We start from the raw sequence: 20,266 nt of genomic DNA, 5'->3' as shown, positions 1-20,266 counted from the left end.
AATGGCTTTCATCCCTTCTGCTGATGATCTCGAAATTCTCCTGACCGAAGACCTGACTTGGAGAATTAAGGAGATATCGGCTCTCAAGAGCATGATCGAGAAGAGCGCTGCTGGCGTAGCCCGCAGTTCGGCGCTTCGGGCGGCTCTTCCGATGCTGTACGCACATTGGGAGGGATACATAAAACGGTCAGCTGACCGTTACTTAGCCTTCGTATATGACCGGCGCCCGCTGGCAATATCTCTGAAGCCAGCACTGGCGTACGCATATCTAGAGCCCCGGTTTCGGGGCGCGGGTGGGGGGTCCAGCAGTTTCACGCCTCAAGCCGCCATTGAATTTGCGGAGCGCGTGAAAACAGTTCGCACACGTGCGAACCCAAATGTCATGGTGAACACCAAATCTAATCTGAGGTATGAGGTGCTTCAGGAGATTGTTGAAGGTCTAGCAGTGCCGGACTTCCTCGAAATGACTACGAAGACTAAGCTCAACGACCACCTTTGCGATAAGAGAAATCATATCGCTCATGGTGAAAGTGTCCCGATCACTGAGGATGCCTTTGAGGAACTCCGGCTTGAGTTCACCGAGTTGATGAGGTCGTTTAAGGATAGGTTGATCACAGCGGCGACAAACCGAGAGTTTTTAGCCGTCTAGAGGCCTTTCAGTAATCTATCTCAAGAAGATATGATTCTCCCGCAGCCGTTGAGAAGGATCATCGCGGTTGCGCGGCCATCGATGATGGTGCCGACTACTCCCCAGTCGCAAAGTTCGATCTGCTGGTTCGGAGATCGCAGCACCGGAAGTCCTGTGCGTCAGTCGCCCGTCGCGGACGGCGTCCCCGGGCCGCATCGTGGAACGGCGCGTCGGTCTCGACGATCAGCCTGTGACGCCGGCAGACGATAGGCGCCGGTGAGCGCGGCACACAGCCGTCCCGCTTGCGCCGCGCCAACTTCCGCGCGAACCTTCGCTCTCCAACCCACCGGAGGTTCCCATGAAGATCCTGCTCGCCGCATCCGCCGCCGTCCTGCTGACCGCCGCGCCGTCGCTCGGCGGGGCCGTCGCGTCCCAGACCAATCCGCAGTATCGCCAGTGCGTCCAGCAGGGGCTGCAGGCCTGCTATCCGCGTGACGGGAACGGGAACATCTACCGCCCCAACCCCGACACGCCCGAGGGCATCGCCTTCGAGCAGTGCGCGGCCTGGGTCCGCGCCGACTGCGCGGCCCTCTATCCGAACTGATCGGCCCTACGACCAATAATGACGCACCGCCATGCCAGACTGTCTGGCTGCCGGTCTTTGACATCTCCAGCCGCCCTCGCCGTGGACGTCCCAGTCCCCGGCGTACAGGGCTATGTCGCCTTCCGCGAAAGTGGACGAAGTGGACGATGTGGACAAAGTGGACGGTGTTTTCGCCCGCTCAAATGTCCACTTTTGTGCACTCAAAAAATATTAGAGCGGCCTCCCTCACCGCCAAACCGCCCATGAAAAAGGCCCCGGCGTTTCCGCCGGGGCCTCATTCAGTCAGCGCTGATGCGCGGGAGGATTAGTCCCGGCGACGACGGCCGCGGTCACCGCCGCCGCCTTCACGCTTCGGACGGCCGCCGGTGTCGTCGGCCAGCGGGGCTTCGCCACGCTCGGCGCGCTCGGCGTTGATCTTGTCCGTCAGGTCTTCACCTGTGGCCTGATCAACGACCTTCATCGACAGCTTGGTCTTGCCGCGGTCGTCCAGGCCCAGGAATTTGACCTTGACCTCCTGGCCTTCCGAAACGACGTCGGCCGGGTTGGCGACGCGCTCCAGAGCCATCTGCGACACGTGGACCAGACCGTCCTTGGCGCCGAAGAAGTTCACGAAGGCGCCGAAGTCGACGACCTTCACGACCTTGCCGGTGTAGATCGTGCCGATTTCCGGCTCCGAGACGATCGACGAGATCCAGGCCTTGGCGGCGTCGATCTTGTCCTGTTCCGAGGCGGCGATCTTCACCGTGCCGTCGTCCTCGATGTTGATCTTGGCGCCGGTCTTTTCGACGATCTCGCGGATCACCTTGCCGCCGGTGCCGATCACTTCGCGGATCTTGTCGACCGGGACCTTGATGGTCTCGATCTTCGGCGCGAACTCACCCAGCTCGGTGCGGGCGCCGTCGATGGCCTTGTCCATCTCGTCGAGGATGTGAAGGCGGCCGGCCGAAGCCTGGGCGATGGCCTTCTTCATGATCTCTTCGGTGATGCCGGCGACCTTGATGTCCATCTGCAGCGAGGTGATGCCGTCACGGGTGCCGGCGACCTTGAAGTCCATGTCGCCCAAGTGATCTTCGTCACCCAGGATGTCCGACAGGATGGCGAACTCGCCCGACGGCTCCAGGATCAGGCCCATGGCGATGCCCGAGACCGGCTTCTTCAGCGGAACGCCCGCGTCCATCAGGGCCAGCGACGAACCGCAGACCGTGGCCATCGAGGACGAGCCGTTCGACTCGGTGATCTCGGAGACCAGACGGATGGTGTAGGGGAACTCGTCCGACGACGGCAGCATCGGGCGGATCGCCCGCCAGGCCAGCTTGCCGTGACCGATTTCACGACGACCCGCGCCGCCCATGCGACCGGTTTCACCGACCGAGTAGGGAGGGAAGTTGTAGTGAAGCAGGAACTTCTCTTTGTAGGTCCCGGTCAGGGCGTCGATGTACTGCTCGTCCTCGCCGGTGCCCAGGGTGGCGACCACGATGGCTTGCGTTTCACCGCGGGTGAACAGGGCCGAACCGTGGGTGCGCGGGAAGACGCCGACTTCCGAGACGATCGAGCGGACCTTGTCGAGGGCGCGGCCGTCGACGCGGTGACCGTTGTCGATGATGTCGCGACGCAGGACGTGGGCTTCGCATTCCTTGAAGGCCGTGGCGAACTTGGCCGACTCGACGCCGTCCGGGTTCTCTTCGGTCTTCACCAGCGCTTCGGCGGCCTTCTTCTTGGCGGCGCCGACAGCGTTGTGTCGGTCATGCTTGGCGGTGTGGGTGTAGGCGGCCTTGATGTCCTCGCCGACCAGACCCTGGATCGCCGTGACGACGTCCGAGTGGTCTTCGGCCTGGAAGTCGAAGGGCTCCTTGGCGGCGTGCTCGGCCAGTTCGATGATCGCATCGATGACCGGCTGCATGCCCTTGTGGGCGAACATCAGGGCTTCCAGGAACTTGTCTTCCGACAGTTCCTTGGCTTCCGATTCCACCATCATCAGGGCGTCGGCGGTGCCGGCGACGACCAGGTCCAGCGCCGAGTCGTTCAGCTGCTCGATGGTCGGGTTCAGGACCAGCTCACCGTCGATGTAGCCGACGCGGGCGCCGGCGATCGGGCCCATGAAGGGCACGCCCGAGATGGTCAGGGCGGCCGAGGTGGCGACCATGGCCAGCACGTCCGGATCGTTCTCGAGGTCGTGCTGCAGCACGGTCACGACGACCTGGGTCTCGTTCTTGAAGCCCTTGACGAACAGCGGGCGGATCGGACGGTCGATCAGGCGGGAGACCAGGGTCTCCTTCTCGGTCGGACGGCCTTCACGCTTGAAGTAGCCACCCGGGATCTTGCCGGCGGCGAAGGTCTTTTCCTGATAGTTGACGGTCAGCGGGAAGAAATCCAGGCCCGGCTTGGGGGCGCGACCGTAGACGACGGTGGCCAGAACCACGGTCTCGCCGTAGGTCGCCAGCACGGCGCCGTCGGCCTGGCGGGCGATGCGGCCGGTTTCCAGCGTCAATGGGCGACCGGCCCAGTCGATCGTCTTGCGTTTGATATCGAACATATTTCGTCTTTCGAATCCCGGCGGGCGTATTCCCGGCGGGGCGGAGCGTCAGGGGTTCAGTCCTTCGGTCCCTGTGGACCCGGGGTTCCGTATTGAAGCCCGGGCGGGTGAGTTGAGGACCGGTTCGAGGCCCTCGGCGTCTGCGCCGGTACATGTGGGACGAATGAGTCCCGCCCGCGGCGCCCGGGCGAATAGCAGAAGGGCCCGCGCGGGGCGGGCCCTCCGAAGCCTTGCCTTAGCGGCGCAGGCCCAGCTTGGCGACGATGGCGACGTAGCGCGCATTGTCGGTCTTGTTCAGGTGATCCAGAAGACGACGGCGTTGCGAAACCAGCTTCAGCAGGCCGCGACGCGAGTGGTTGTCCTTCTTGTGGGTCTTGAAGTGCTCGGTGAGGTTTGCGATGCGTTCCGAGAGGATCGCGACCTGGACCTCGGCCGAACCGGTGTCGCCGTCAGCGCGGGCGTTATCGGCGATGACCTGAGCTTTACGCTCGGCAGTGATCGACATCGTGGTTCTCCTTGCTGGAGCCCCCGACAGCGAGGTCAGGGGAGATTGAAAACACGGTCAGGTTCAACCCGACCGGCCCGCAACTGACCGAGAGCGACGAGGGTCTGGCCCAGGAAAACCGAAACGGTCCGGGCATCGCCTTGCAGCTGACCCTTGAGCGTTTCGACCTGTCTGGGGAGCAGAACGATCGGCCGTCCCTGCCGAAGCGAGAAGGCGTCCTGATCCGTCACGGCCAGCTCCGGGATGTCGTCCAGGGCGGTCGCGACGGGAAGCAAGCCTTCCGAGGCGGCGCCCCTATGCACCATTTCCTCGAGAGAATCCAGCGTGACGGAGTTTTGCAGGTTGAACGGACCCACCCGTTCGCGCCGCAGGGCCGACACATGACCCTCGGCGCCCAGCACCGCGGCCAGGTCGCGGGCCAGCGAGCGGACATAGACGCCCTTGCCGGTCCGCATGGTGATCTCGATGTGGTCCGCGTCCGGGGCGTCGGTCACCGCCGCCTCATGGATGGTCACCCGGCGGGCCTTCAGCTCGACTTCCACCCCCTCGCGGGCCAGATCATAGGCGCGCTGGCCGTCCACCTTGATGGCCGAGAAGGCGGGCGGGACCTGATCGATCTCGCCCACGAAGGCGGGCAGGGCGGCCTTCACCGCCTCCACCGTCGGGCGCACGTCCGAGCGGGCGATGATCTCGCCTTCGCGGTCTATGCTGTCGGTCGAGACGCCCCAGTGGATGGTGAAGCGATAGACCTTCTGCGCCTCCATCATGAAGGGCACGGTCTTGGTCGCCTCTCCGAGCGCGATGGGCAGGATGCCGGAGGCCAGCGGGTCCAGCGTCCCCGCATGCCCGGCCTTCTGGGCGTCGAACAGGCGACGGATGCGGGTGACCGCCTCGGTCGATCCCATCTCATAGGGCTTGTCGAGGCAGACCCAGCCGTTGACGATCTCGCCTCTCTTGCGACGACCCATTACGCTTGGCCTACCGCGCCTGGCGCGACTTGAGGCCGGGCCATCACTGGTCTTCGTCCTCGTCCGACCGCTCCAGATCGGCGCGGACGCGGGGGTCGTTGAACAGCCGGTCCATATGGCTGGCGGCGTCGAAGCTGTCGTCGTGGCGGAAGCGCAGGTCTGGCGTGAACTTCATGTCGATATGCTTGCCCAGCACGCCGCGCAGGAATTTGGCGTGGGCGTTCAGCGCCTTGATGATCTCTTCCACATGGCCGGCGTTCGGCGCGTCGGCGACGCCCGCGCCCAGCGGCTCGACGAAGCAGGTAGCGTGTTTCAGGTCTGGCGACAGGCGCACCTCGGTGATGGTCACCGAGACGCCCTGCATGGCCTCGTCGTGGATATCTTCCTCGCGCAGAACCTCGACCAGGGCGTGACGGATCAGTTCGCCGGCGCGCAGTTGGCGCTGCGACGGTCCCTGCGGGCCGGAGGCGTTGCGGGTATGTTGTTTGCGGGCCATCGGGGCCTCCTTCTCCTGTCGCCCGCCGGGGCTCGGACCCGGCTGAAAAAGCGAAGGGGCGGGGTCTAGTCCTGCTGCCAGGCGATGTCCAGTTCAGCGTCTGCCGCCCCCTGGGCGAAGCAGGCCATCACCATGGCGCCGAAGGAGATTCCGAAGAGCGGGGTCAGCATGAACTGCCACGATGGCTGTTCGCCGCCTGAGGGCATCAGGGCGAGCAGCCCCAGAAGTCCCATGAACAGTAGCCAGACGAGGCCGACGGCGGCGCGGCCGGTAAGCCCCAGGCCCCGATTGAACAGCAATAGCGACGGCCAGACCAGAACGAGCAGCAGGCCTGTGGCGGGCAGTGCGCCGATCAAAATTCCGACAGGCGAGAAGAGCAGCGCCATCGGCATGGCCATGATCAGGGGGGTGCTGTCACCGCTCCGCAGTCCGGCCGTCAGGAGGAAGCCCCCCGTACCGCCCACGCAGGCGGCGATGACGCTCAGGAACGAGGCAAGAACGGGTTGGCGGGTGACGCGACGCAAGGGGCGAGACATGCCGCATCCTTGCAGATCAGGCGCTAACGTCGGGTTGCGTTCGCCCTGTCCACCGTCGCCACCACCTCCGACGACAGGATCGCCTGCACCGGGCGTGTCTCCATGCCCGCCGCGTTCAGCGCGCCCGCCGTCCAGTGGTTGCACAGGTGGCCGATCCCGAAATGCTCCCGGCTGGCGAAGAAGCGGGCGCCGTCGCCCGCGCGGGCGGCGGCGAGACGCGGCGCGCCGCTCGACAGGTCCAGCGAGGCCTCGACATGGGCGGCCATGGCCGCGAAGGCGGCATCGGACAGGCGGAAGTCGCGGCGGCCCTCCTCGGCGAAGGTCTGGCGCGGGTCGCGCTGGGTCGGGTCCAGCATGATCACAGACGGATTGCCGGGGCGGAAGAAGGCGCGGGCGCCGTCCGGCAGGCGGTCGCTGATCGGGCTCTGGTCGACATAGAATTTGGCGTCGCCCCAGCCGATCAGGATCCAGTTGCCCGGCGGCAGGCCCTTCACCGCCTCGGCCAGCGGCCCGCCCCGCGCCTCCAGAGCCGCGCGGGGCACGGCCAAGTCTGTGTGGAAGCCATTGTCCAGCAGGCTGATCTCGACGCCCGGCCCCTCGGTCGCTCCCGGCCAGAGCGCCGGATCGCCCGGCGCTGTCCAGGTCCACAGGGCGGCCAAGGCCCCGACCACGCCCGCGATGATCATCGGGCCCAGCACCGTCTTCTCGCGGCGTCTGCTCATCGGGCGCGATAGCTCCAGGCCCCGCACAGGGCGTCCGGCGCCGCATCGGGACCGATGTTGATCCGTTCACGGAAGATCATCATCTCGACTCGGTCCCGGCGGTGCAGCAGGGCGATCAAGCCGGGCCGCGCGCCGCCGCACAGGGGCGAGGCGGCGACCGCCGTCTGACCGGGCGCGGGCAGGACGGCGCGCAGTTCGATCTGGGCGTCGCTCCGGGCGTTCAGTCGGTTCGCGAAGGTCTCGCCCCGAGCGTTGAAGACGTCACGTCCGGCGGCGATGCGCAGGGGGCGGGTCCGGAAGGTCTCGCCCCGCTCCAGCCGGATCGCGGCGCCGATGAAGCCGGCGGCTCCCGTCGTTTCGCGCGCGGCGTCGTCTGCGGGGCCGAACTCTCCGGCCAGCACCACGACGTTCGGCGTCGCGGCCAGCGGCCCGTCCGTCCCCTCGGCGGCGGTCTTCAGTTCGTCCAGTCCGTCAGAGGCGCCGTCGGCGGCCCATTGGAAGATGCGACTGACGGCGGGCACGGCCCCGTCGCGCACGGCGTTCCAGGCCTCGACCGCCTGCTTCTGTTCGATGGCCAGCAGGAACAGCACCAGACAGACAAAGCCCAGCGCTCCGGCGAGCCCTTTCAGGCCCCGGTTCGTCCGGCCTTTCGATCTGGTGACGGTAGCGGCGGTCATTCGCCCGACCCTAGCCGGGCCTGCCTCGGGCGGGAAAGGCCTATCGCCCGACAGGGGTTGCGGAATCGTCCAGAGCGGCGCCCGGCGGGACAGCCCATTCGCCGCGCCAGCTGTAGGACAGCGTCACGCAATGGCGGTAGGCGCCGTCCGTCCACCGACCGATGGCCTGCGCCGTCAGCGGGCGACCCAGCCGCACCCGGCCCAGGATCAGGAAGGCTTCGTCCGCGCCGGGGCACAGGGCCCGGGACAGGCCGCGTCCGTCGCCTTCCGGCGACACCGTATAGAGGATGGTCTCGGTCGCGCCCTCGGGCAGGGCGCGTCGCGCCGCGTCCGGTCCGCCGATGCGGATGCTGGCCGAGCCCCGGCTGGACGTCGAGATGATCCGGCGCACCGTGATGGCGCCGAACAGGCCCCGGTCGCCCTCCAGCGTGATGCCCCGCGTCATCGCCTGGGTGATCCGGTCCGAGGCGTCATAGGCCATGTATCGGGTCTCGGCCGCAGCCGGACCGGCGACGGCGGAAACGCTCAGCAGGGTGATCACGAAACGGCGCATGAGGAAGTGATCCTTGATCCGGATGGCGAAAAGGCGACGCCACGGCGCCGCCTTTCCCTTATGCCCGAGAGGCAAAAGCAACCTAGTCGAGTGTGCGCTTGATCTCTTCGACCGTGAAGCACTCGATGTAGTCGCCGGTCTTGATGTCCTGGAAGCCCTGGAAGTGCATGCCGCACTCCTGGCCCGACGGAACTTCGTTGACCTCGTCCTTGAAGCGCTTGAGCGTCTGCAGGGTGCCCAGTTCCAGCACCACCACGTCGTCGCGGATGATGCGGACCTTGGCGCCCTTGCGGACCACGCCTTCGGTGACCCGGCAACCGGCGATCTTGCCGGTCTTGGAGATGTCGAAGACCTGCAGCACCTGGGCGTTGCCCAGGAAGGTTTCGCGCTGCAGCGGCGCCAGCATGCCCGAGAGCACGCCCTTCATGTCGTCCAGCAGGTCGTAGATGATGGAGTAGTAGCGGATCTCGACGCCCTCGCGGTCGGCGAGGTCGCGGGCCTGCTTCGACGCACGGACGTTGAAGCCGAGGATTGGCGCGCCGGCCGACTTGGCCAGTTGCACGTCGCTCTCGGTGATCCCGCCGGCGCCCTGCATGACGACGCGCGCGCGCACCTCGTCGTTGCCCATCTTCTCCAGCGATCCGGCGATGGCTTCGCCCGAACCCTGCACGTCCGACTTGATGACGACCGGCAGCTCGCTGATCTTCTTCGAACCCAGCTTGGCCATCATGTCGACCAGCGAAACCTGGTTGCCGCCGCCGATCGCCTTCTCACGGCGCACGCGCTCGCGATAGTCGGTCAGCTCGCGGGCGCGGGCTTCGCTTTCCACCACGGCCAGCACGTCGCCGGGCGAGGGAGCTTCATCCAGACCCAGGATTTCGACCGGAACCGACGGACCGGCTTCGGTCAGTTGCTCGTTGCGCTCGTTCAGCAGGGCGCGAACCTTCCCCCACGACGAACCGGCCACGACGATGTCGCCGCGCTTCAGCGTGCCGCGCTTGACCAGGACGGTCGCGACCGGGCCGCGGCCCTTGTCCAGCTTGGCTTCGATGACCACGCCCTCGGCCGAACGGTCGGGGTTGGCGCGCAGGTCCATGACTTCGGCCTGGACCAGGATGGCCTCAAGCAGGCCGTCCAGGTTCAGGCGTTCCTTGGCCGAGACCTCGATGATCTGGGTGTCGCCGCCCAGAGCTTCCGAGATGACCTCGTACTGCAGCAGTTCGTTGACGACCTTCTGCGAGTTGGCGTCCGGCTTGTCGATCTTGTTGACCGCCACGATCAGGGGCGCGTTGGCCGCCTTGGCGTGCTGGATGGCTTCGACCGTCTGCGGCATGACGCCGTCGTCGGCGGCCACGACCAGCACCACGATGTCGGTGACGTTGGCGCCGCGCGCCCGCATCGCCGAGAAGGCGGCGTGGCCCGGGGTGTCCAGGAAGGTGACGCGTTGGCCGTCTTCCAGTCGCACCTGATAGGCGCCGATGTGTTGGGTGATGCCGCCGGCTTCGCCGCCCGCCACGTCCGTGGTGCGCAGCGCGTCCAGCAGCGAGGTCTTGCCGTGGTCGACGTGGCCCATGATGGCCACGACCGGGGCACGGGTCTCGGTGGCGCCCTCGTCGTCGGCCTCGGCGATGAAGCCTTCCTCAACGTCGGATTCCGACACGCGCTTGACGGCCATGCCGTACTCTTCGGCCACCAGTTCGGCGGTGTCGGAGTCGATCACGTCGTTGATCTTCAGCATCAGGCCCTGACGCATCAGGAACTTGACGATGTCGACGCCGCGCACGGCCATACGGTTCGACAGTTCGCCGACCGTGATGGTGTCCGGGATGACGACTTCACGCGGACGGTTCGGCGTATCGGTCGAGCCGCCCTTGCGCTTTTCCTTCTCGCGTTCGCGGGCCCGGCGAACCGAGGCCAGCGAGCGCATGCGCTCGGCGGCGTCCTCGTCGCCACCGGCCACGGCCTGGATAGTCAGACGGCCCTCGCGGCGCTTCGGCTCGCCGCGGGTGCGGCTGACGGCCTTGCCCGGACCGGCGTCCGAGAAGCGCTTGTCGCGATCTTCCTCGACGCGGCTCCCGGCGGGACGGCCGAAGCCGGCGCGGGCGGGACGGGCGACTTCAGGCGTCGCGGGCGGGGCGTTCGGCGCGGCGCGGCCGCCGGGGCCGGTGCGCGGAGCGCCGGTGCGGGCGCCGGAGGCCGGACGCGGGTCCAGGGCCGAATAGCGGACGGGCTGGGTCGGACGCGCGCCAGCGGGGCGGGCGCCCTGCGGACGGTCACCCTGCGGGCGGTCGCCTTGCGCACGACCGGCGCCGCCGGCGGCTGCGCCCTGCGGACGGTCGGTGAAGCTGCGCTCACCACCACCCATGGCCTGTTCGCGGGCCGAACGACCGCCGAAGCCCGGAGCGGGGGCGCGTTGCGGGTTGCCCGGCTTGGGCGTGCGCTGGCCGAAGTTGACGACCGGGCGCGCCGGAGCGGCCGAACGGGCCGGCGCAGCGGGAGCGGCGGGGGCGGGCGTCGGAGCCGGAGCGGGCGTCGGGGCTGGGGTCGGCGCGGCGGCTTCCACCGGCGCGGCGGGCTTGGGCTTCACCGGAGCGGGCGCCGGCGCGGCGGCGGCCAGCTTTGCGGCCTCGTTGCGGGCGGCCTCGGCGGCGGCGCGGGCGGCCGCGGCTTCAGCCTGGGCGGCGCTGGCGGCGCGCTCGGCGGCGGCGGCCTGTTCGCGGGCGGCGGCGTCCTTGCGGGCGCGTTCCTCGGCGGCGGCGCGTTCACGCTCGGCGTTCTGCTGGGTGGCCAGCTCGATGGCGCGGCGACGGGCTTCCTGCTCGGAGGCCGACAGGCCGCCGTCCGACGAGACGGTCGGGCGCGGCGCGTGGGGCGCGGCGGGAGCCGGAGCAGCCGGGCGAGCGACGTCGAAGCCTTGCGGACGCTGATGTCCGCCCGGCGTCGCGCCCACGCGGCGCTTGGTTTCGACCACCACGGTCTTGGTGCGGCCGTGGCTGAAGCTCTGGCGCACGGTGCCGGTCGAAACCGATCCCGCCGTCCGGGGCTTCAGGCTCAGCGGCGCGCGCGGCCCGGTCGTCGACGCGGGGGTCGAAGGGGGCGTCTTGCCGTCGTTGGTCTTGTCGTTCTCGTCAGTCATCCGGTCGCTTTACTTTGGCTCGGGAGTGTCCCGGGCCCATTCCAAACTTGATCGTCAAACACAAAAAGCCGTGCGGAACGCCGCCCCCGTCAGGGAGCGGAACCCCGCCCGTCTGAATTTTCATCCGGGGCCTCAGCCGCCTCGTCGCCCCACTGCGGGGGCGTCAACGGTCGAAATCCCGCCAGTCTCTCGACCTCGAAGGTCCAGCGATCGGCCCGCCCGCCCTCTAGCAGGACGGCGTGTATCGCATTTTCCAGCCCAAGGGCCAAACCCAAATCGTCCGCGCCGAAAGCCCCGCACACTTTGGGGGGCGGCGTCTGGTGTTTCGCGAGGGCCAGAAGCTTGCCGCGTCCGTCGGCGGACCCGTCCGCCGCCTCGACGATCCATGCGGCCTTTCCGGAGCGGATCGCGGCGGCCGACTTTTCGAAGCCAGAGATAAGCGCACCTTCGCGCCGGGCAAGACCCAGTTGCTCCAGACAGCGTTTCACAAGCAGGGATTCCACCAGATCGGCCAGATCGGCGGCGGGTTTCAGCGGGGCCTTCGCCGCGCGGCTGAACAGGTTCTTCTTCACCGCCGTCTGGATGGAGGCGCGGTCAGCGGCGACCCAGAGGCCGCGGCCCGGCAGCTTGCGGGCCAGGTCGGGGGCGACCCCGCCGTCCGGAGCGGCGACGAAACGGATCAGACGAGACTCATCCATGGCCTGGTGTGTCACCAGGTCCCGGCGTTCCCTATCGATCGTTGCGTCGCGCAAGCTCATGGACGGCGGGGGCTCCCATCACGCGTTTTCGGGCTGGTCGGCGTCGTCCGCCGGAGCCTCTTCGGACGCTTCGTCCGATGGGGTGTTAGAGAACACGGCGTCGGCGTCGTATTCGCCTTCAGCGTATTCTTCCTCGTATTCCGGCTCGGGCTCCGGCTGCGGCAGTTCCGAGGCGTCGATCCAGCCGGCGGCCACGCGGGCCTGCAGGATCAGCAGCTCGGCGTCTTCCTGCGCCAGGTTGAAGCTTTCCAGGACGCCCGGAACCTTCACGCGCTCGCCGTTGCGGACTTCATAGCCGCCGCGGATTTCGTCGGTGGCCAGGTCAGCCAGGTCCTCGACGGTCTTCACGCCGCCCTCGCCCAGGGCCACGGCCATGGCCAGGGTCACGCCGGGCACTTCCAGCACGCCGTCCTCGACGCCCAGTTCCGTGCGCTTGGCGTCCAGCTCGGCGGCCTTGCGGTCCAGGAACTCGCGGGCGCGGGTCTGCAGTTCTTCGGCGGTGTCCTCGTCGAAGCCCTCGATCTCCGAGATTTCGTAAGCTTCCACGAAGGCCAGATCTTCCACCGTGGCGAAGCCTTCTGTGACCAGCAGCTGGGCGATGACTTCGTCCACGTCCAGGGCTTCCTGGAACAGGGCGGTGCGCTCGGTGAATTCGCGCTGGCGACGCTCCGAGTCCTGCGACTCGGTGATGATGTCGATCTGCCAGCCGGTCAGTTGCGAGGCCAGGCGGACGTTCTGGCCGCGGCGGCCGATGGCCAGCGACAACTGTTCGTCGGGCACCACGACCTCAACGCGGTCGGCTTCCTCGTCCAGCACCACCTTCGACACCTCGGCCGGGGCCAGGGCGTTCACGATGAACGTCGGCTCGTCGTTGTTCCACTGGATAATGTCGATCTTCTCGCCCTGCAGTTCGGCGACGACCGCCTGAACGCGCGAGCCGCGCATGCCGACGCAGGCGCCGACTGGATCGATGGAGGAGTCGTTCGACAGCACGGCCATCTTGGCGCGCGAACCGGCGTCGCGGGCGGCGGCGCGGATCTCGATCACGCCGTCATACACTTCCGGCACTTCCTGCGCGAACAGCTTGGCCATGAAGCCTGGGTGCGAGCGCGACAGCATGACCTGCGGGCCCTTCGCCTCGGGGCGGACGTCGTAGATGTAGGTGCGGATGCGGTCGCCGATGTTGAAGGCTTCGCGCGGGATCGAGTCGTTGCGGCGCATGATGCCTTCGCCACGACCCAGATCGACGATGGTGTTGCCGTATTCGACGCGCTTGACGGTGCCGTTGACGATCTCGCCGACGCGGTCCTTGAACTCTTCGTACTGGTTGGCGCGCTCGGCCTCGCGGACCTTCCCGGTCACGACCTGGCGGGCCATCTGGGTCTGCACGCGGCCGAACTCGAACGGCGGCAGGTTCTCGATGTACTCCTTGCCGACCTCGGCTTCCGGATCGCGCTTCGAGGCGTCGGTCAGGCGCACCATGGCGCTGTCGTTGAACTCTTCCAGCTCGTCTTCCGGCTGCCAGTCGTCGGCGACGATGGTGACGTGACGGGTCAGGGCCAGTTCGCCGGTCTTGTGATCGATCTTGGCGCGGATGTCGTGGTGCGCGCCGTAACGGGCCTTGGCGCCCTTCTGGATCGCTTCCTCGATCGCCTCGATGACGATCTCCTTGTCGATGTTCTTCTCGCGCGCCACCGCATCGGCGATGTGCAGCAGTTCGAGACGGTTCGCGGAAACGCCAACAGCCATGATCAGTCCTCAGTCTCGGAAAGGTTGTCGTCATTGCGGGCGGCGCGTTTTTCGGCGCCCGCTTTCATCAGTTCATCGGTCAGCACCAGCTTGGCGTCGACCAGCCATTCGAACGGGATCAGGGCGGTGTCGTCCTCCCCTTCCAGATCGATGGCGATATTGTCGTCCTCGGTCCCGGCCAGCACGCCCTTGAAGCGCTTGCGGCCCTCGACCATCCGATCCGTCTCCAGACGCGCCTCATAGCCTTCGAACAGGTCGAAGTCGCTCAGGCGGGTCAGCGGCCGGTCGATGCCCGGCGAGGAAACTTCCAGCAGATATTCCCCGGCGATCGGATCGGCGGCGTCGAACACCTCCGACACGGCGCGGCTCAGGCGGGCGCATTCCTCAACCGCGATGTCGTGGTCGCTGGCGCGCTCGGCCATGATCTGCAGGCGGCGGCGCTGGGTCCCGCCCATCAGGCGCACGCGCACGACCTCGAGACCCAGGCTTTCGGCGACGGGTTCGATCAGCTCGAGCAGCTGGCGGTCTTCGGCGGTCTTGGCCTTCAAGCGGTTTGGTCCCGGGCAAAACAAAAGCGGCTGGCCTTCCGAAGGCCGCCGCTTCAAACGGCGCCGTCGGACGCCGGTCTAACGATGTGGGGCGGCATATAGACCCGCCGAAGGCGTTTGTCAGCCCCATTATCCGATTGCCTTCTGGGAGGCCTCCCGTCAGAAGCAGCCCTGATGAAAGTCTACTGGATTGGTCTCGACACGCCCGGACGTCTGGGGGTGTCCCGCAAGCCTGAGGGCGGCGACGCGCTCGACGCCCAGATGGAGCACCTGCATCGCGGCATGGTCGACCATGTGGTCAGCCTGCTCGAACCCGCCGAGGCCGCCGAATTCGGTCTGGCGGAAGAGGGCGAGGCGGCTCAGCGCCACGGCATCGGCTTCTACAACTTCCCCATCGTCGACCACGGCCTGCCGGGGAATGTGGACCACTATGTCCGCGTCGCCCGCGCGGTCGATGCGCGACTGCGCTCGGGGCAGGCCATTGTCATCCACTGCCGCGCCGGTCTGGGCCGCGCCCCGTCGCTGGCCATCTGCTCGCTGGTCGCGGGCGGGATGAATGTGGACGAGGCCGTGCTGCGCGTCGGTCGCGCCCGCGGTCGTCCGGTGCCCGAGACCGACGAACAACTGGCCTTCGTCCAGTCGTTCGCCGCCCATCTCAAGGCGTCGGCTTAAGCGGCCTGCAGCAGGGCCAGCTGGCCCAGATAGTCGCGCTTGCCCAGCGCCACGCCCCGGTTGCGCAGGATCGCGTAGGCCGTGGTCACGTGGAAATAGAAGTTCGGAATGGCGAAGCTGGTCAGATAGCCGACGCCCTCGAAATCCAGCTCCACGCCAGGGAAGCGCAGCTCGATCCGGCGCGTCTCGCCGCCCTCGAACGCCGCCGCGTCGACGCCCTCGATGAAGGCGATGGACAGGGCCACGGTCGCCTTAAGCTCGGTCAGCGTCGCCTCGTTGTCGTCGGTCTTCGGCCACGGCTGGCCGGTCAGGCGGGCGATGCAGCTCCGGCCCGAGAAGGCGGCCATGCGGACCTGCGCCGGGAAGGGCAGCATGTCCGGCGCCAGCCGCGCCTCCATCAACTCCGCCTCATCCAGCCCGGCCTCGATGGCCTTGTCGAGCAGATGGCTCAGGCTGTTCAGCCCGCGCAGGAAGACGGGGGAGGCAATGTCTTGCAGGGAAAGGGGCATGGCGCTTCTCGGCTGTGATTTCGCGCTTACTGCGCCGCTTCCGCGCCGGACGCCAGCGCCGACTTTCCGGGGAGAGCGGCACCCCGGGAGGGTGAAAAGTGAGTGGTGAGTAGTGAATGGCCGGGTCGAGAGCCGCGCCGCCGCTTCCACTCACACTCACCACTCACTCTTCACTCACACCCGCACAAACTCCAGGAACAGCGGCTCCGTATCGCCGAGCTTCTTCTCTTCGTAGCGGGTGACCACGTGGTCCTCCGGCGCGGTTTTCCAGTCAGCGGCGCGGTCCGCCGTCCATTGCAGGCCCGGCGTCCGCTCCAGACGCTCCAGCGCCCACTCGGCATAGTCCTTCCAGTCCGTCACGAACCGCAGGCGGCCGCCCGGCTTCAGCAGGCGCGCGATCTCGGCGGCGCTCTCGTCCTGGATCAGGCGGCGCTTGTTGTGCCGCGCCTTGTGCCAGGGGTCGGGGAACAGGATCATCACCCGGTCCAGCGAGGCGTCGGGCAGGGCCTTCATCACATCGCGGGCGTCGTCGGCGTGCAGGCGCACATTCTTCAGATCGCCGTCCTCGATGTGGCGCAGGGCAGAGCCGACGCCGTTCAGGAAGGGCTCGCAACCGATCATCAGGGCGTCCGGATGACGCGCCGCCTGGGCCGCCAGATGCTCGCCGCCGCCGAAGCCGATCTCCAGCCAGACTTTCTTCGCGCCGGGCATCAGGGCCTGTGGATCAATCGGGCCGTTCGCCGGATCCGGCACGGCGATGGTCGGCAGCAGGGTGTCGAAAAGCGCGGCCTGACGCGGCTTCAGCGTGCGCGACTTGATACGCCCGAACGAGCGCAGCGGCCCCCAGGTCGGGGTGTCGGAGGTGTCGTGATCGGAGGACATGGCGGGGCGTATAGCCCAACGAAAGGGATTAGGGACTAGGGATTAGGGATTGGGATGCTGGATAGGTGGCGCGGTCGGAGCGCGCAGGCCCCAAACCTAATCCCCAATCCCTAGAGAAGCGCCTTCAGCTTCTCCACCAAATCCGTCTTCTCCCACGAGAAGCCGCCGTCGGCGTCCGGCTCGCGGCCGAAGTGGCCGTAGGCGGCGGTGCGGGCGTAGATCGGCTTGTTCAGGCCCAGGGTCTGGCGGATGCCGCGCGGGGTGCCGCCGCCGATGAAGCCCAGCAGCTTCGCTTCCAGCAGGTCCTCGCTGATCTTGCCGGTGCGGTGCAGGTCCACGTGGATCGACTGCGGCTCGGCCACGCCGATGGCGTAGCTGATCTGGATGGTGCAGCGGTCCGCCAGGCCGGCGGCCACGACATTCTTCGCCAGATAGCGGCAGGCATAGGCCGCCGAGCGATCCACCTTGGTCGGGTCCTTGCCCGAGAAGGCGCCGCCGCCGTGCGGGGCCGCGCCGCCGTAGGTGTCGACGATGATCTTGCGCCCGGTCAGGCCGGTGTCGCCGTCCGGGCCGCCGATGACGAAGATGCCGGTCGGGTTGATGTGCCAGACCGTCTCATTGGTGATGAAGCCCTGCGGCAGGACGCTTTCGACCACCGGCTTCACCACGGCGGCGACCTCGGCCTGGGTCTTGCCGACCGCATGCTGGGTCGAGACGACGATGGAGGTGGCGCGCACCGGCTTGTCGTTCTCGTAGTGCAGGGTGACCTGCGACTTGGCGTCCGGCTCCAGGATCGATCCGCCCGCGTGACGGATCTCGGCCAGCTTCTTCAGGATGCGGTGGCTGTAGGCCAGGGTGGCCGGCATCAGTTCCGGCGTCTCGTTCGAGGCGTAGCCGAACATGATGCCCTGGTCGCCCGCGCCCTCGTCCTTGTCGTCGGTCGAGTCCACGCCCACGGCGATGTCGGCGGACTGGCCGTGCAGATGGTTCTCGAACGTGAAGGTGTTCCAGTGGAACTGGTCCTGCTCATAGCCGATGTCGCGCACCGCGCCCCGCACGGCGGCCTCGATCTCGGCCTCGATCCCTTCGGCCCATTTGCCGTCCGAACCCATGATGCCCTTGCCGCGGATTTCCCCGGCCAGAACCACCAGATTGGTCGTCGTCAGGGTTTCGCAGGCGACGCGCGCTTCCGGGTCCTTGGACAGAAACAGATCGACCACGGTGTCGGAGATGCGGTCGGCGACCTTGTCCGGATGGCCCTCGGAAACGCTTTCCGAAGTGAACAGGAAGGATGATCGGGACAAGGCGGACTCCTAGGGGACAGTCCGTCAAACATATAAAGCTATGTTTATATGTTCAAGTCGGACGACGTTCGGGCCGTCGCCAGCGGGCTTCGGCGCTGACCGGACGCTCTCCGGCCATCCACCGTTCGACCACCCCGCCGCCCAGACACAGGATCATCAGCACCCCGATCCCCCAGCGCGAGGCCACATCCATGCGGATGTTCGCCATCCCCAGATCGGGGGTCAGGAACATCAGGGCGTGGGCGATCAGGGTCAGGGCGCCGAACGCCGCCGCCGCCATCGTCCACCAGCGATCGCGTCGCAGGGCCAGCCAGCCCAGGGCGGCGAAGAAGGCCAGATCAACGATCGCCTCGCCCAGCCGGAAGCCGTTCAGGGTCACGGTCTGCAGCATGAAGCTGGCCAGGAAGGCGAAGACAAACACCGCCACGCCCGAGCGTTCGGTGTGGCCTCCCCGCATCCAGGCCCAGGCGAAGATGGCCAGGCTCAGCAGCAGGTAGAACAGTTGGAAGGGCGCCACGGCTCAGTCTCCCGGCGGCGCCCGCGTCGTCCTGTGCTCAGGCCGGATCGCGGGCGGCGCCCTGCATGACGGTTTCGTCGATGACCTGGACCTGCTTCTGATAGGCGACGACGCTGTCGGCGATCGCCCGCATCATCACCGCCGCAAGGACCACCATCACGGCGATGATCAGGACGCGGACGCCCCAGTTGCGCGGAGGGGGCCGGTAGCCGAGGCGGGGTTCTGCGCGCCCACCTGGGCCATCACCCATCCCGCGCTCAGCACCTGCAGCAGCAGTTCGCGCGGGCTCGCCCGCTCCGCGTCCGCCGCCAGTCCCCGCATCAGATGCGCGCGCACCGGGTCGTTCTCGCCCTGCGGACTGAAGCCCTCCAGCGCCGCTTCCAGATCCTCCCAGGTCCACTGGGGTAGGGGCCGCTTCTGCGAACTCATGGTCTGCCTCCCTGACTAGGGGAGCAGAAGAAACGGCGGGTCCGGCGCCGCCAATGGGGTCTTTCGTATCCTCTGGTACTTTTCGTTCCAGAAGCGCCAGGGCGGCCTTGCGCCGGTTCACGCCCATGCGCCGGCAGGCTTCGTGCACGTGTTTCTTGACGGTGGCTTCGGACAGGCCCAGCCGGGCGGCGATCTCCTTGTCCGTCAGGAAGGCCGTCAGCCTCAAACACTCTTCCTGGCGCGCACTTAGGCCTGGCGACATGGACCGCTCCGATACTGCGGTCTTGCTAGGACGATATGCACGGGGCGTCCAGACCGGCCGCCGCTTGGACGGCCGGTCTGTTTCGAAGTGTCGCCCAAACGCTGATCAGTTCCGGCTCGGGAAGATGCCGTACAGGGCGATGCAGTAATTCACCGCCAGATAGGGCTGCATGTTGTTGAAGGGCTGGCTGCCGCCGACGATGCTCATCGAGGTCGGGTTCAGCTGGGCGTTCGGCGCGGCCGGCGTATAGATGTTGACCGTCACCGCATCGCCGTTGGTCGGATCCGAGCCGACGCACTGGCCCAGGTATTCGACGTTGGACGGCTTGTTCGTCGTGGCGTCGGCGGTGTTGCTCACATTGATCGCGTGATTGTGGGCCGGCATGTTCTGGACCAGCAGGGTGGTGCTTTCCGAGCCGGCGGCCTGACCCAGCGCGTAGGAAGCGGTGCCGCCCGTGCCTCCGGAGCCGAAGCTGATCGGCACCCGCCCCACCAGATTCGGCAGCAGGAAATTGGTCGTGCCGTTGCCGCCGTAGGTCGTGCCCAGCAGCGAATACAGCGCCGAATTCTGCGATATCGCGATCGTCTGCCCCGCGCAGAACGCCCAGTTGCGCGGCGCGAAATTGAATCCGAAGCCCAGAATCGTCCCGATAAAGACGTCCATGATCTGCCCTCCCGTTGCGAAGTCGCGAAACGCGAACTCCTAAAGAAATGCAACCATGACATGGACTTGGCTATACGGCCATATCCCGCGTAGCGATGATATTCGTTCGCAATGTCGCGGTCGCCTGGGCCGCGCCCGGGGGCAGGTCCACGGTGAAACCCACGCTGGCGAACAGGGCCAGGGAGGGGCCGTTGGAGGCGAAGATGAAGGCGGTCGCATTCTTGCCGGCGGTCTCCGCCTCGGCGATCACTTGCCTCAGGATCGCCGCGCCCACGCCTCGCCGTCGGGCGTCCGGGGCGGTGATGATCTCGGCTACATGCAGGGCGCCGTCCAGCGATCCGGTCAGCAGGCTCGCCACCGGCGCGCCGCCGATCCGCCCGACGCGCCGCTGCAGATCGGGGAAGCGCTGGACCAGCATCATCTCGCGTGACCGCGCCTGCATCTCCAGCAGCGGCCCGGGATCCAGCCCCGGCGCTCCCGCCAGCGCCTCCAGCAGATGTCCACGCACCAGCCCGTCCACGAAGGCGGCGTCGTCCGCCGTCTGTGCACGTAGTTCAACCGCAAAAGAGATTTCGCTCGAATTCATCCCTCTAGATTGCAGAGATTCCGCGAACG

23 protein-coding genes and 1 pseudogene are annotated in these 20,266 nt (G+C 67.2%); 3 read left to right on the top strand and 21 right to left on the bottom strand.

Translation table 11 applies throughout. The annotated features are described in order from the left end of the window. The first annotated feature begins 1 nt into the window (after position 1). Together ACTIEF_RS03905 and ACTIEF_RS03900 are read left to right on the top strand one after the other, a co-directional pair. Positions 2 to 649, top strand: coding sequence for an MAE_28990/MAE_18760 family HEPN-like nuclease (locus tag ACTIEF_RS03905; protein WP_439470885.1), 648 nt, complete (start codon positions 2 to 4; stop codon positions 647 to 649). 337 nt (positions 650 to 986) lie between these two features. Continuing rightward, positions 987 to 1,232, top strand: coding sequence for a hypothetical protein (locus ACTIEF_RS03900; protein WP_439470884.1), 246 nt, complete (start codon positions 987 to 989; stop codon positions 1,230 to 1,232). 304 nt (positions 1,233 to 1,536) lie between these two features. Here the strand turns inward: ACTIEF_RS03900 and pnp are convergent, their stop codons facing one another. From pnp to rimP, 12 genes are all read right to left on the bottom strand, one after another. After that, the gene (gene pnp / locus ACTIEF_RS03895; RefSeq protein WP_439470883.1) at positions 1,537 to 3,765 is read right to left on the bottom strand and encodes a polyribonucleotide nucleotidyltransferase; all 2,229 of its coding nucleotides are present in this window, start codon (positions 3,763 to 3,765) and stop codon (positions 1,537 to 1,539) included. Between the two features lie 235 nt (positions 3,766 to 4,000). Next, on the bottom strand, positions 4,001 to 4,270 hold the full coding sequence (gene rpsO / locus ACTIEF_RS03890) for a 30S ribosomal protein S15 (RefSeq protein WP_376859363.1): 270 nt from the start codon (positions 4,268 to 4,270) through the stop codon (positions 4,001 to 4,003). 35 nt (positions 4,271 to 4,305) lie between these two features. Next, positions 4,306 to 5,238, bottom strand: coding sequence for a tRNA pseudouridine(55) synthase TruB (gene truB, locus ACTIEF_RS03885; RefSeq protein WP_439470882.1), 933 nt, complete (start codon positions 5,236 to 5,238; stop codon positions 4,306 to 4,308). Positions 5,239 to 5,281: 43 nt separating this feature from the next. Beyond that, on the bottom strand, positions 5,282 to 5,734 hold the full coding sequence (gene rbfA, locus ACTIEF_RS03880) for a 30S ribosome-binding factor RbfA (protein ID WP_439470881.1): 453 nt from the start codon (positions 5,732 to 5,734) through the stop codon (positions 5,282 to 5,284). A 65-nt stretch (positions 5,735 to 5,799) separates the two neighbouring features. After that, positions 5,800 to 6,270 (bottom strand): hypothetical protein, encoded by a 471-nt coding sequence (locus ACTIEF_RS03875; protein WP_439470880.1) that lies wholly within the window; start codon positions 6,268 to 6,270, stop codon positions 5,800 to 5,802. 23 nt (positions 6,271 to 6,293) lie between these two features. Then, positions 6,294 to 6,992 (bottom strand): DUF2459 domain-containing protein, encoded by a 699-nt coding sequence (locus tag ACTIEF_RS03870; RefSeq protein WP_439470879.1) that lies wholly within the window; start codon positions 6,990 to 6,992, stop codon positions 6,294 to 6,296. Next, positions 6,989 to 7,669: a hypothetical protein gene (locus ACTIEF_RS03865; RefSeq protein WP_439470878.1), complete on the bottom strand. Its 681-nt coding sequence runs from the start codon at positions 7,667 to 7,669 to the stop codon at positions 6,989 to 6,991. Before ACTIEF_RS03865 ends, ACTIEF_RS03870 begins: the two co-directional genes overlap by 4 nt. Positions 7,670 to 7,709: 40 nt before the next feature. Continuing rightward, the gene (locus tag ACTIEF_RS03860) at positions 7,710 to 8,222 is read right to left on the bottom strand and encodes a hypothetical protein (RefSeq protein ID WP_439470877.1); all 513 of its coding nucleotides are present in this window, start codon (positions 8,220 to 8,222) and stop codon (positions 7,710 to 7,712) included. Between the two features lie 82 nt (positions 8,223 to 8,304). After that, positions 8,305 to 11,358 (bottom strand): translation initiation factor IF-2, encoded by a 3,054-nt coding sequence (infB, locus tag ACTIEF_RS03855; RefSeq protein ID WP_439470876.1) that lies wholly within the window; start codon positions 11,356 to 11,358, stop codon positions 8,305 to 8,307. Positions 11,359 to 11,447: 89 nt separating this feature from the next. Continuing rightward, entirely contained in the window at positions 11,448 to 12,116 is a 669-nt protein-coding gene (locus tag ACTIEF_RS03850) for an RNA-binding protein (RefSeq protein ID WP_439470875.1), read from the bottom strand. An 18-nt stretch (positions 12,117 to 12,134) separates the two neighbouring features. Continuing rightward, positions 12,135 to 13,865: a transcription termination factor NusA gene (nusA, locus tag ACTIEF_RS03845; RefSeq protein WP_439470874.1), complete on the bottom strand. Its 1,731-nt coding sequence runs from the start codon at positions 13,863 to 13,865 to the stop codon at positions 12,135 to 12,137. 2 nt (positions 13,866 to 13,867) lie between these two features. Next, positions 13,868 to 14,413: a ribosome maturation factor RimP gene (rimP, locus tag ACTIEF_RS03840; protein WP_439470873.1), complete on the bottom strand. Its 546-nt coding sequence runs from the start codon at positions 14,411 to 14,413 to the stop codon at positions 13,868 to 13,870. Positions 14,414 to 14,587: 174 nt separating this feature from the next. Here rimP and ACTIEF_RS03835 point away from each other — a divergent pair, with 174 nt between their 5' ends. Then, a complete protein-coding gene (locus ACTIEF_RS03835) occupies positions 14,588 to 15,085 on the top strand; it encodes a protein-tyrosine phosphatase family protein (RefSeq protein WP_439470872.1) in 498 nt (165 codons plus the stop codon). Here the strand turns inward: ACTIEF_RS03835 and ACTIEF_RS03830 are convergent. The 9 genes and pseudogenes from ACTIEF_RS03830 to ACTIEF_RS03790 form a co-directional block, all read right to left on the bottom strand. Then, complete coding sequence (locus ACTIEF_RS03830; RefSeq protein ID WP_439470871.1) at positions 15,082 to 15,594, bottom strand: DUF1993 domain-containing protein; 513 nt, start codon at positions 15,592 to 15,594, stop codon at positions 15,082 to 15,084. The two genes, ACTIEF_RS03835 and ACTIEF_RS03830, sit on opposite strands and share 4 nt — an antisense overlap. Before the next feature lie 174 nt (positions 15,595 to 15,768). Continuing rightward, a complete protein-coding gene (gene trmB / locus ACTIEF_RS03825; RefSeq protein ID WP_439470870.1) occupies positions 15,769 to 16,476 on the bottom strand; it encodes a tRNA (guanosine(46)-N7)-methyltransferase TrmB in 708 nt (235 codons plus the stop codon). Positions 16,477 to 16,586: 110 nt separating this feature from the next. After that, positions 16,587 to 17,780, bottom strand: a complete 1,194-nt coding sequence (gene metK, locus ACTIEF_RS03820) for a methionine adenosyltransferase (protein ID WP_439470869.1) — start codon at positions 17,778 to 17,780, stop codon at positions 16,587 to 16,589. A 52-nt stretch (positions 17,781 to 17,832) separates the two neighbouring features. Beyond that, positions 17,833 to 18,297: a hypothetical protein gene (locus ACTIEF_RS03815; protein WP_439470868.1), complete on the bottom strand. Its 465-nt coding sequence runs from the start codon at positions 18,295 to 18,297 to the stop codon at positions 17,833 to 17,835. A gap of 37 nt (positions 18,298 to 18,334) precedes the next feature. Beyond that, positions 18,335 to 18,457, bottom strand: a complete 123-nt coding sequence (locus tag ACTIEF_RS03810; protein WP_439470936.1) for a hypothetical protein — start codon at positions 18,455 to 18,457, stop codon at positions 18,335 to 18,337. Between the two features lie 8 nt (positions 18,458 to 18,465). Beyond that, the gene (locus ACTIEF_RS03805) at positions 18,466 to 18,726 is read right to left on the bottom strand and encodes a hypothetical protein (protein WP_439470935.1); all 261 of its coding nucleotides are present in this window, start codon (positions 18,724 to 18,726) and stop codon (positions 18,466 to 18,468) included. A 112-nt stretch (positions 18,727 to 18,838) separates the two neighbouring features. Then, positions 18,839 to 18,988, bottom strand: a pseudogene (locus ACTIEF_RS03800) (helix-turn-helix domain-containing protein); the annotation flags it as partial. A gap of 105 nt (positions 18,989 to 19,093) precedes the next feature. Continuing rightward, positions 19,094 to 19,651, bottom strand: a complete 558-nt coding sequence (locus ACTIEF_RS03795; protein WP_439470867.1) for a phage tail protein — start codon at positions 19,649 to 19,651, stop codon at positions 19,094 to 19,096. Between the two features lie 70 nt (positions 19,652 to 19,721). Beyond that, entirely contained in the window at positions 19,722 to 20,237 is a 516-nt protein-coding gene (locus tag ACTIEF_RS03790) for a GNAT family N-acetyltransferase (protein ID WP_439470866.1), read from the bottom strand. Between the last annotated feature and the right edge of the window lie 29 nt (positions 20,238 to 20,266).

Origin of the sequence: Brevundimonas sp. (assembly GCF_051858995.1) — a bacterium.
GTDB lineage: Bacteria > Pseudomonadota > Alphaproteobacteria > Caulobacterales > Caulobacteraceae > Brevundimonas.
This window is presented reverse-complemented; position numbering and strand designations above follow the sequence as displayed.

Coding starts and splice junctions, on each gene's coding strand:
- ACTIEF_RS03905 (WP_439470885.1), top strand. CDS start 2: ATGGCTTTCATCCCTTCTGCTGATGATCTCGAAATTCTCCTGACCGAA.
- ACTIEF_RS03900 (WP_439470884.1), top strand. CDS start 987: ATGAAGATCCTGCTCGCCGCATCCGCCGCCGTCCTGCTGACCGCCGCG.
- pnp (WP_439470883.1), bottom strand. CDS start 3,765: ATGTTCGATATCAAACGCAAGACGATCGACTGGGCCGGTCGCCCATTG.
- rpsO (WP_376859363.1), bottom strand. CDS start 4,270: ATGTCGATCACTGCCGAGCGTAAAGCTCAGGTCATCGCCGATAACGCC.
- truB (WP_439470882.1), bottom strand. CDS start 5,238: ATGGGTCGTCGCAAGAGAGGCGAGATCGTCAACGGCTGGGTCTGCCTC.
- rbfA (WP_439470881.1), bottom strand. CDS start 5,734: ATGGCCCGCAAACAACATACCCGCAACGCCTCCGGCCCGCAGGGACCG.
- ACTIEF_RS03875 (WP_439470880.1), bottom strand. CDS start 6,270: ATGTCTCGCCCCTTGCGTCGCGTCACCCGCCAACCCGTTCTTGCCTCG.
- ACTIEF_RS03870 (WP_439470879.1), bottom strand. CDS start 6,992: ATGAGCAGACGCCGCGAGAAGACGGTGCTGGGCCCGATGATCATCGCG.
- ACTIEF_RS03865 (WP_439470878.1), bottom strand. CDS start 7,669: ATGACCGCCGCTACCGTCACCAGATCGAAAGGCCGGACGAACCGGGGC.
- ACTIEF_RS03860 (WP_439470877.1), bottom strand. CDS start 8,222: ATGCGCCGTTTCGTGATCACCCTGCTGAGCGTTTCCGCCGTCGCCGGT.
- infB (WP_439470876.1), bottom strand. CDS start 11,358: ATGACTGACGAGAACGACAAGACCAACGACGGCAAGACGCCCCCTTCG.
- ACTIEF_RS03850 (WP_439470875.1), bottom strand. CDS start 12,116: ATGAGCTTGCGCGACGCAACGATCGATAGGGAACGCCGGGACCTGGTG.
- nusA (WP_439470874.1), bottom strand. CDS start 13,865: ATGGCTGTTGGCGTTTCCGCGAACCGTCTCGAACTGCTGCACATCGCC.
- ACTIEF_RS03835 (WP_439470872.1), top strand. CDS start 14,588: ATGAAAGTCTACTGGATTGGTCTCGACACGCCCGGACGTCTGGGGGTG.
- ACTIEF_RS03830 (WP_439470871.1), bottom strand. CDS start 15,594: ATGCCCCTTTCCCTGCAAGACATTGCCTCCCCCGTCTTCCTGCGCGGG.
- trmB (WP_439470870.1), bottom strand. CDS start 16,476: ATGTCCTCCGATCACGACACCTCCGACACCCCGACCTGGGGGCCGCTG.
- ACTIEF_RS03805 (WP_439470935.1), bottom strand. CDS start 18,726: ATGAGTTCGCAGAAGCGGCCCCTACCCCAGTGGACCTGGGAGGATCTG.
- ACTIEF_RS03795 (WP_439470867.1), bottom strand. CDS start 19,651: ATGGACGTCTTTATCGGGACGATTCTGGGCTTCGGATTCAATTTCGCG.
- ACTIEF_RS03790 (WP_439470866.1), bottom strand. CDS start 20,237: ATGAATTCGAGCGAAATCTCTTTTGCGGTTGAACTACGTGCACAGACG.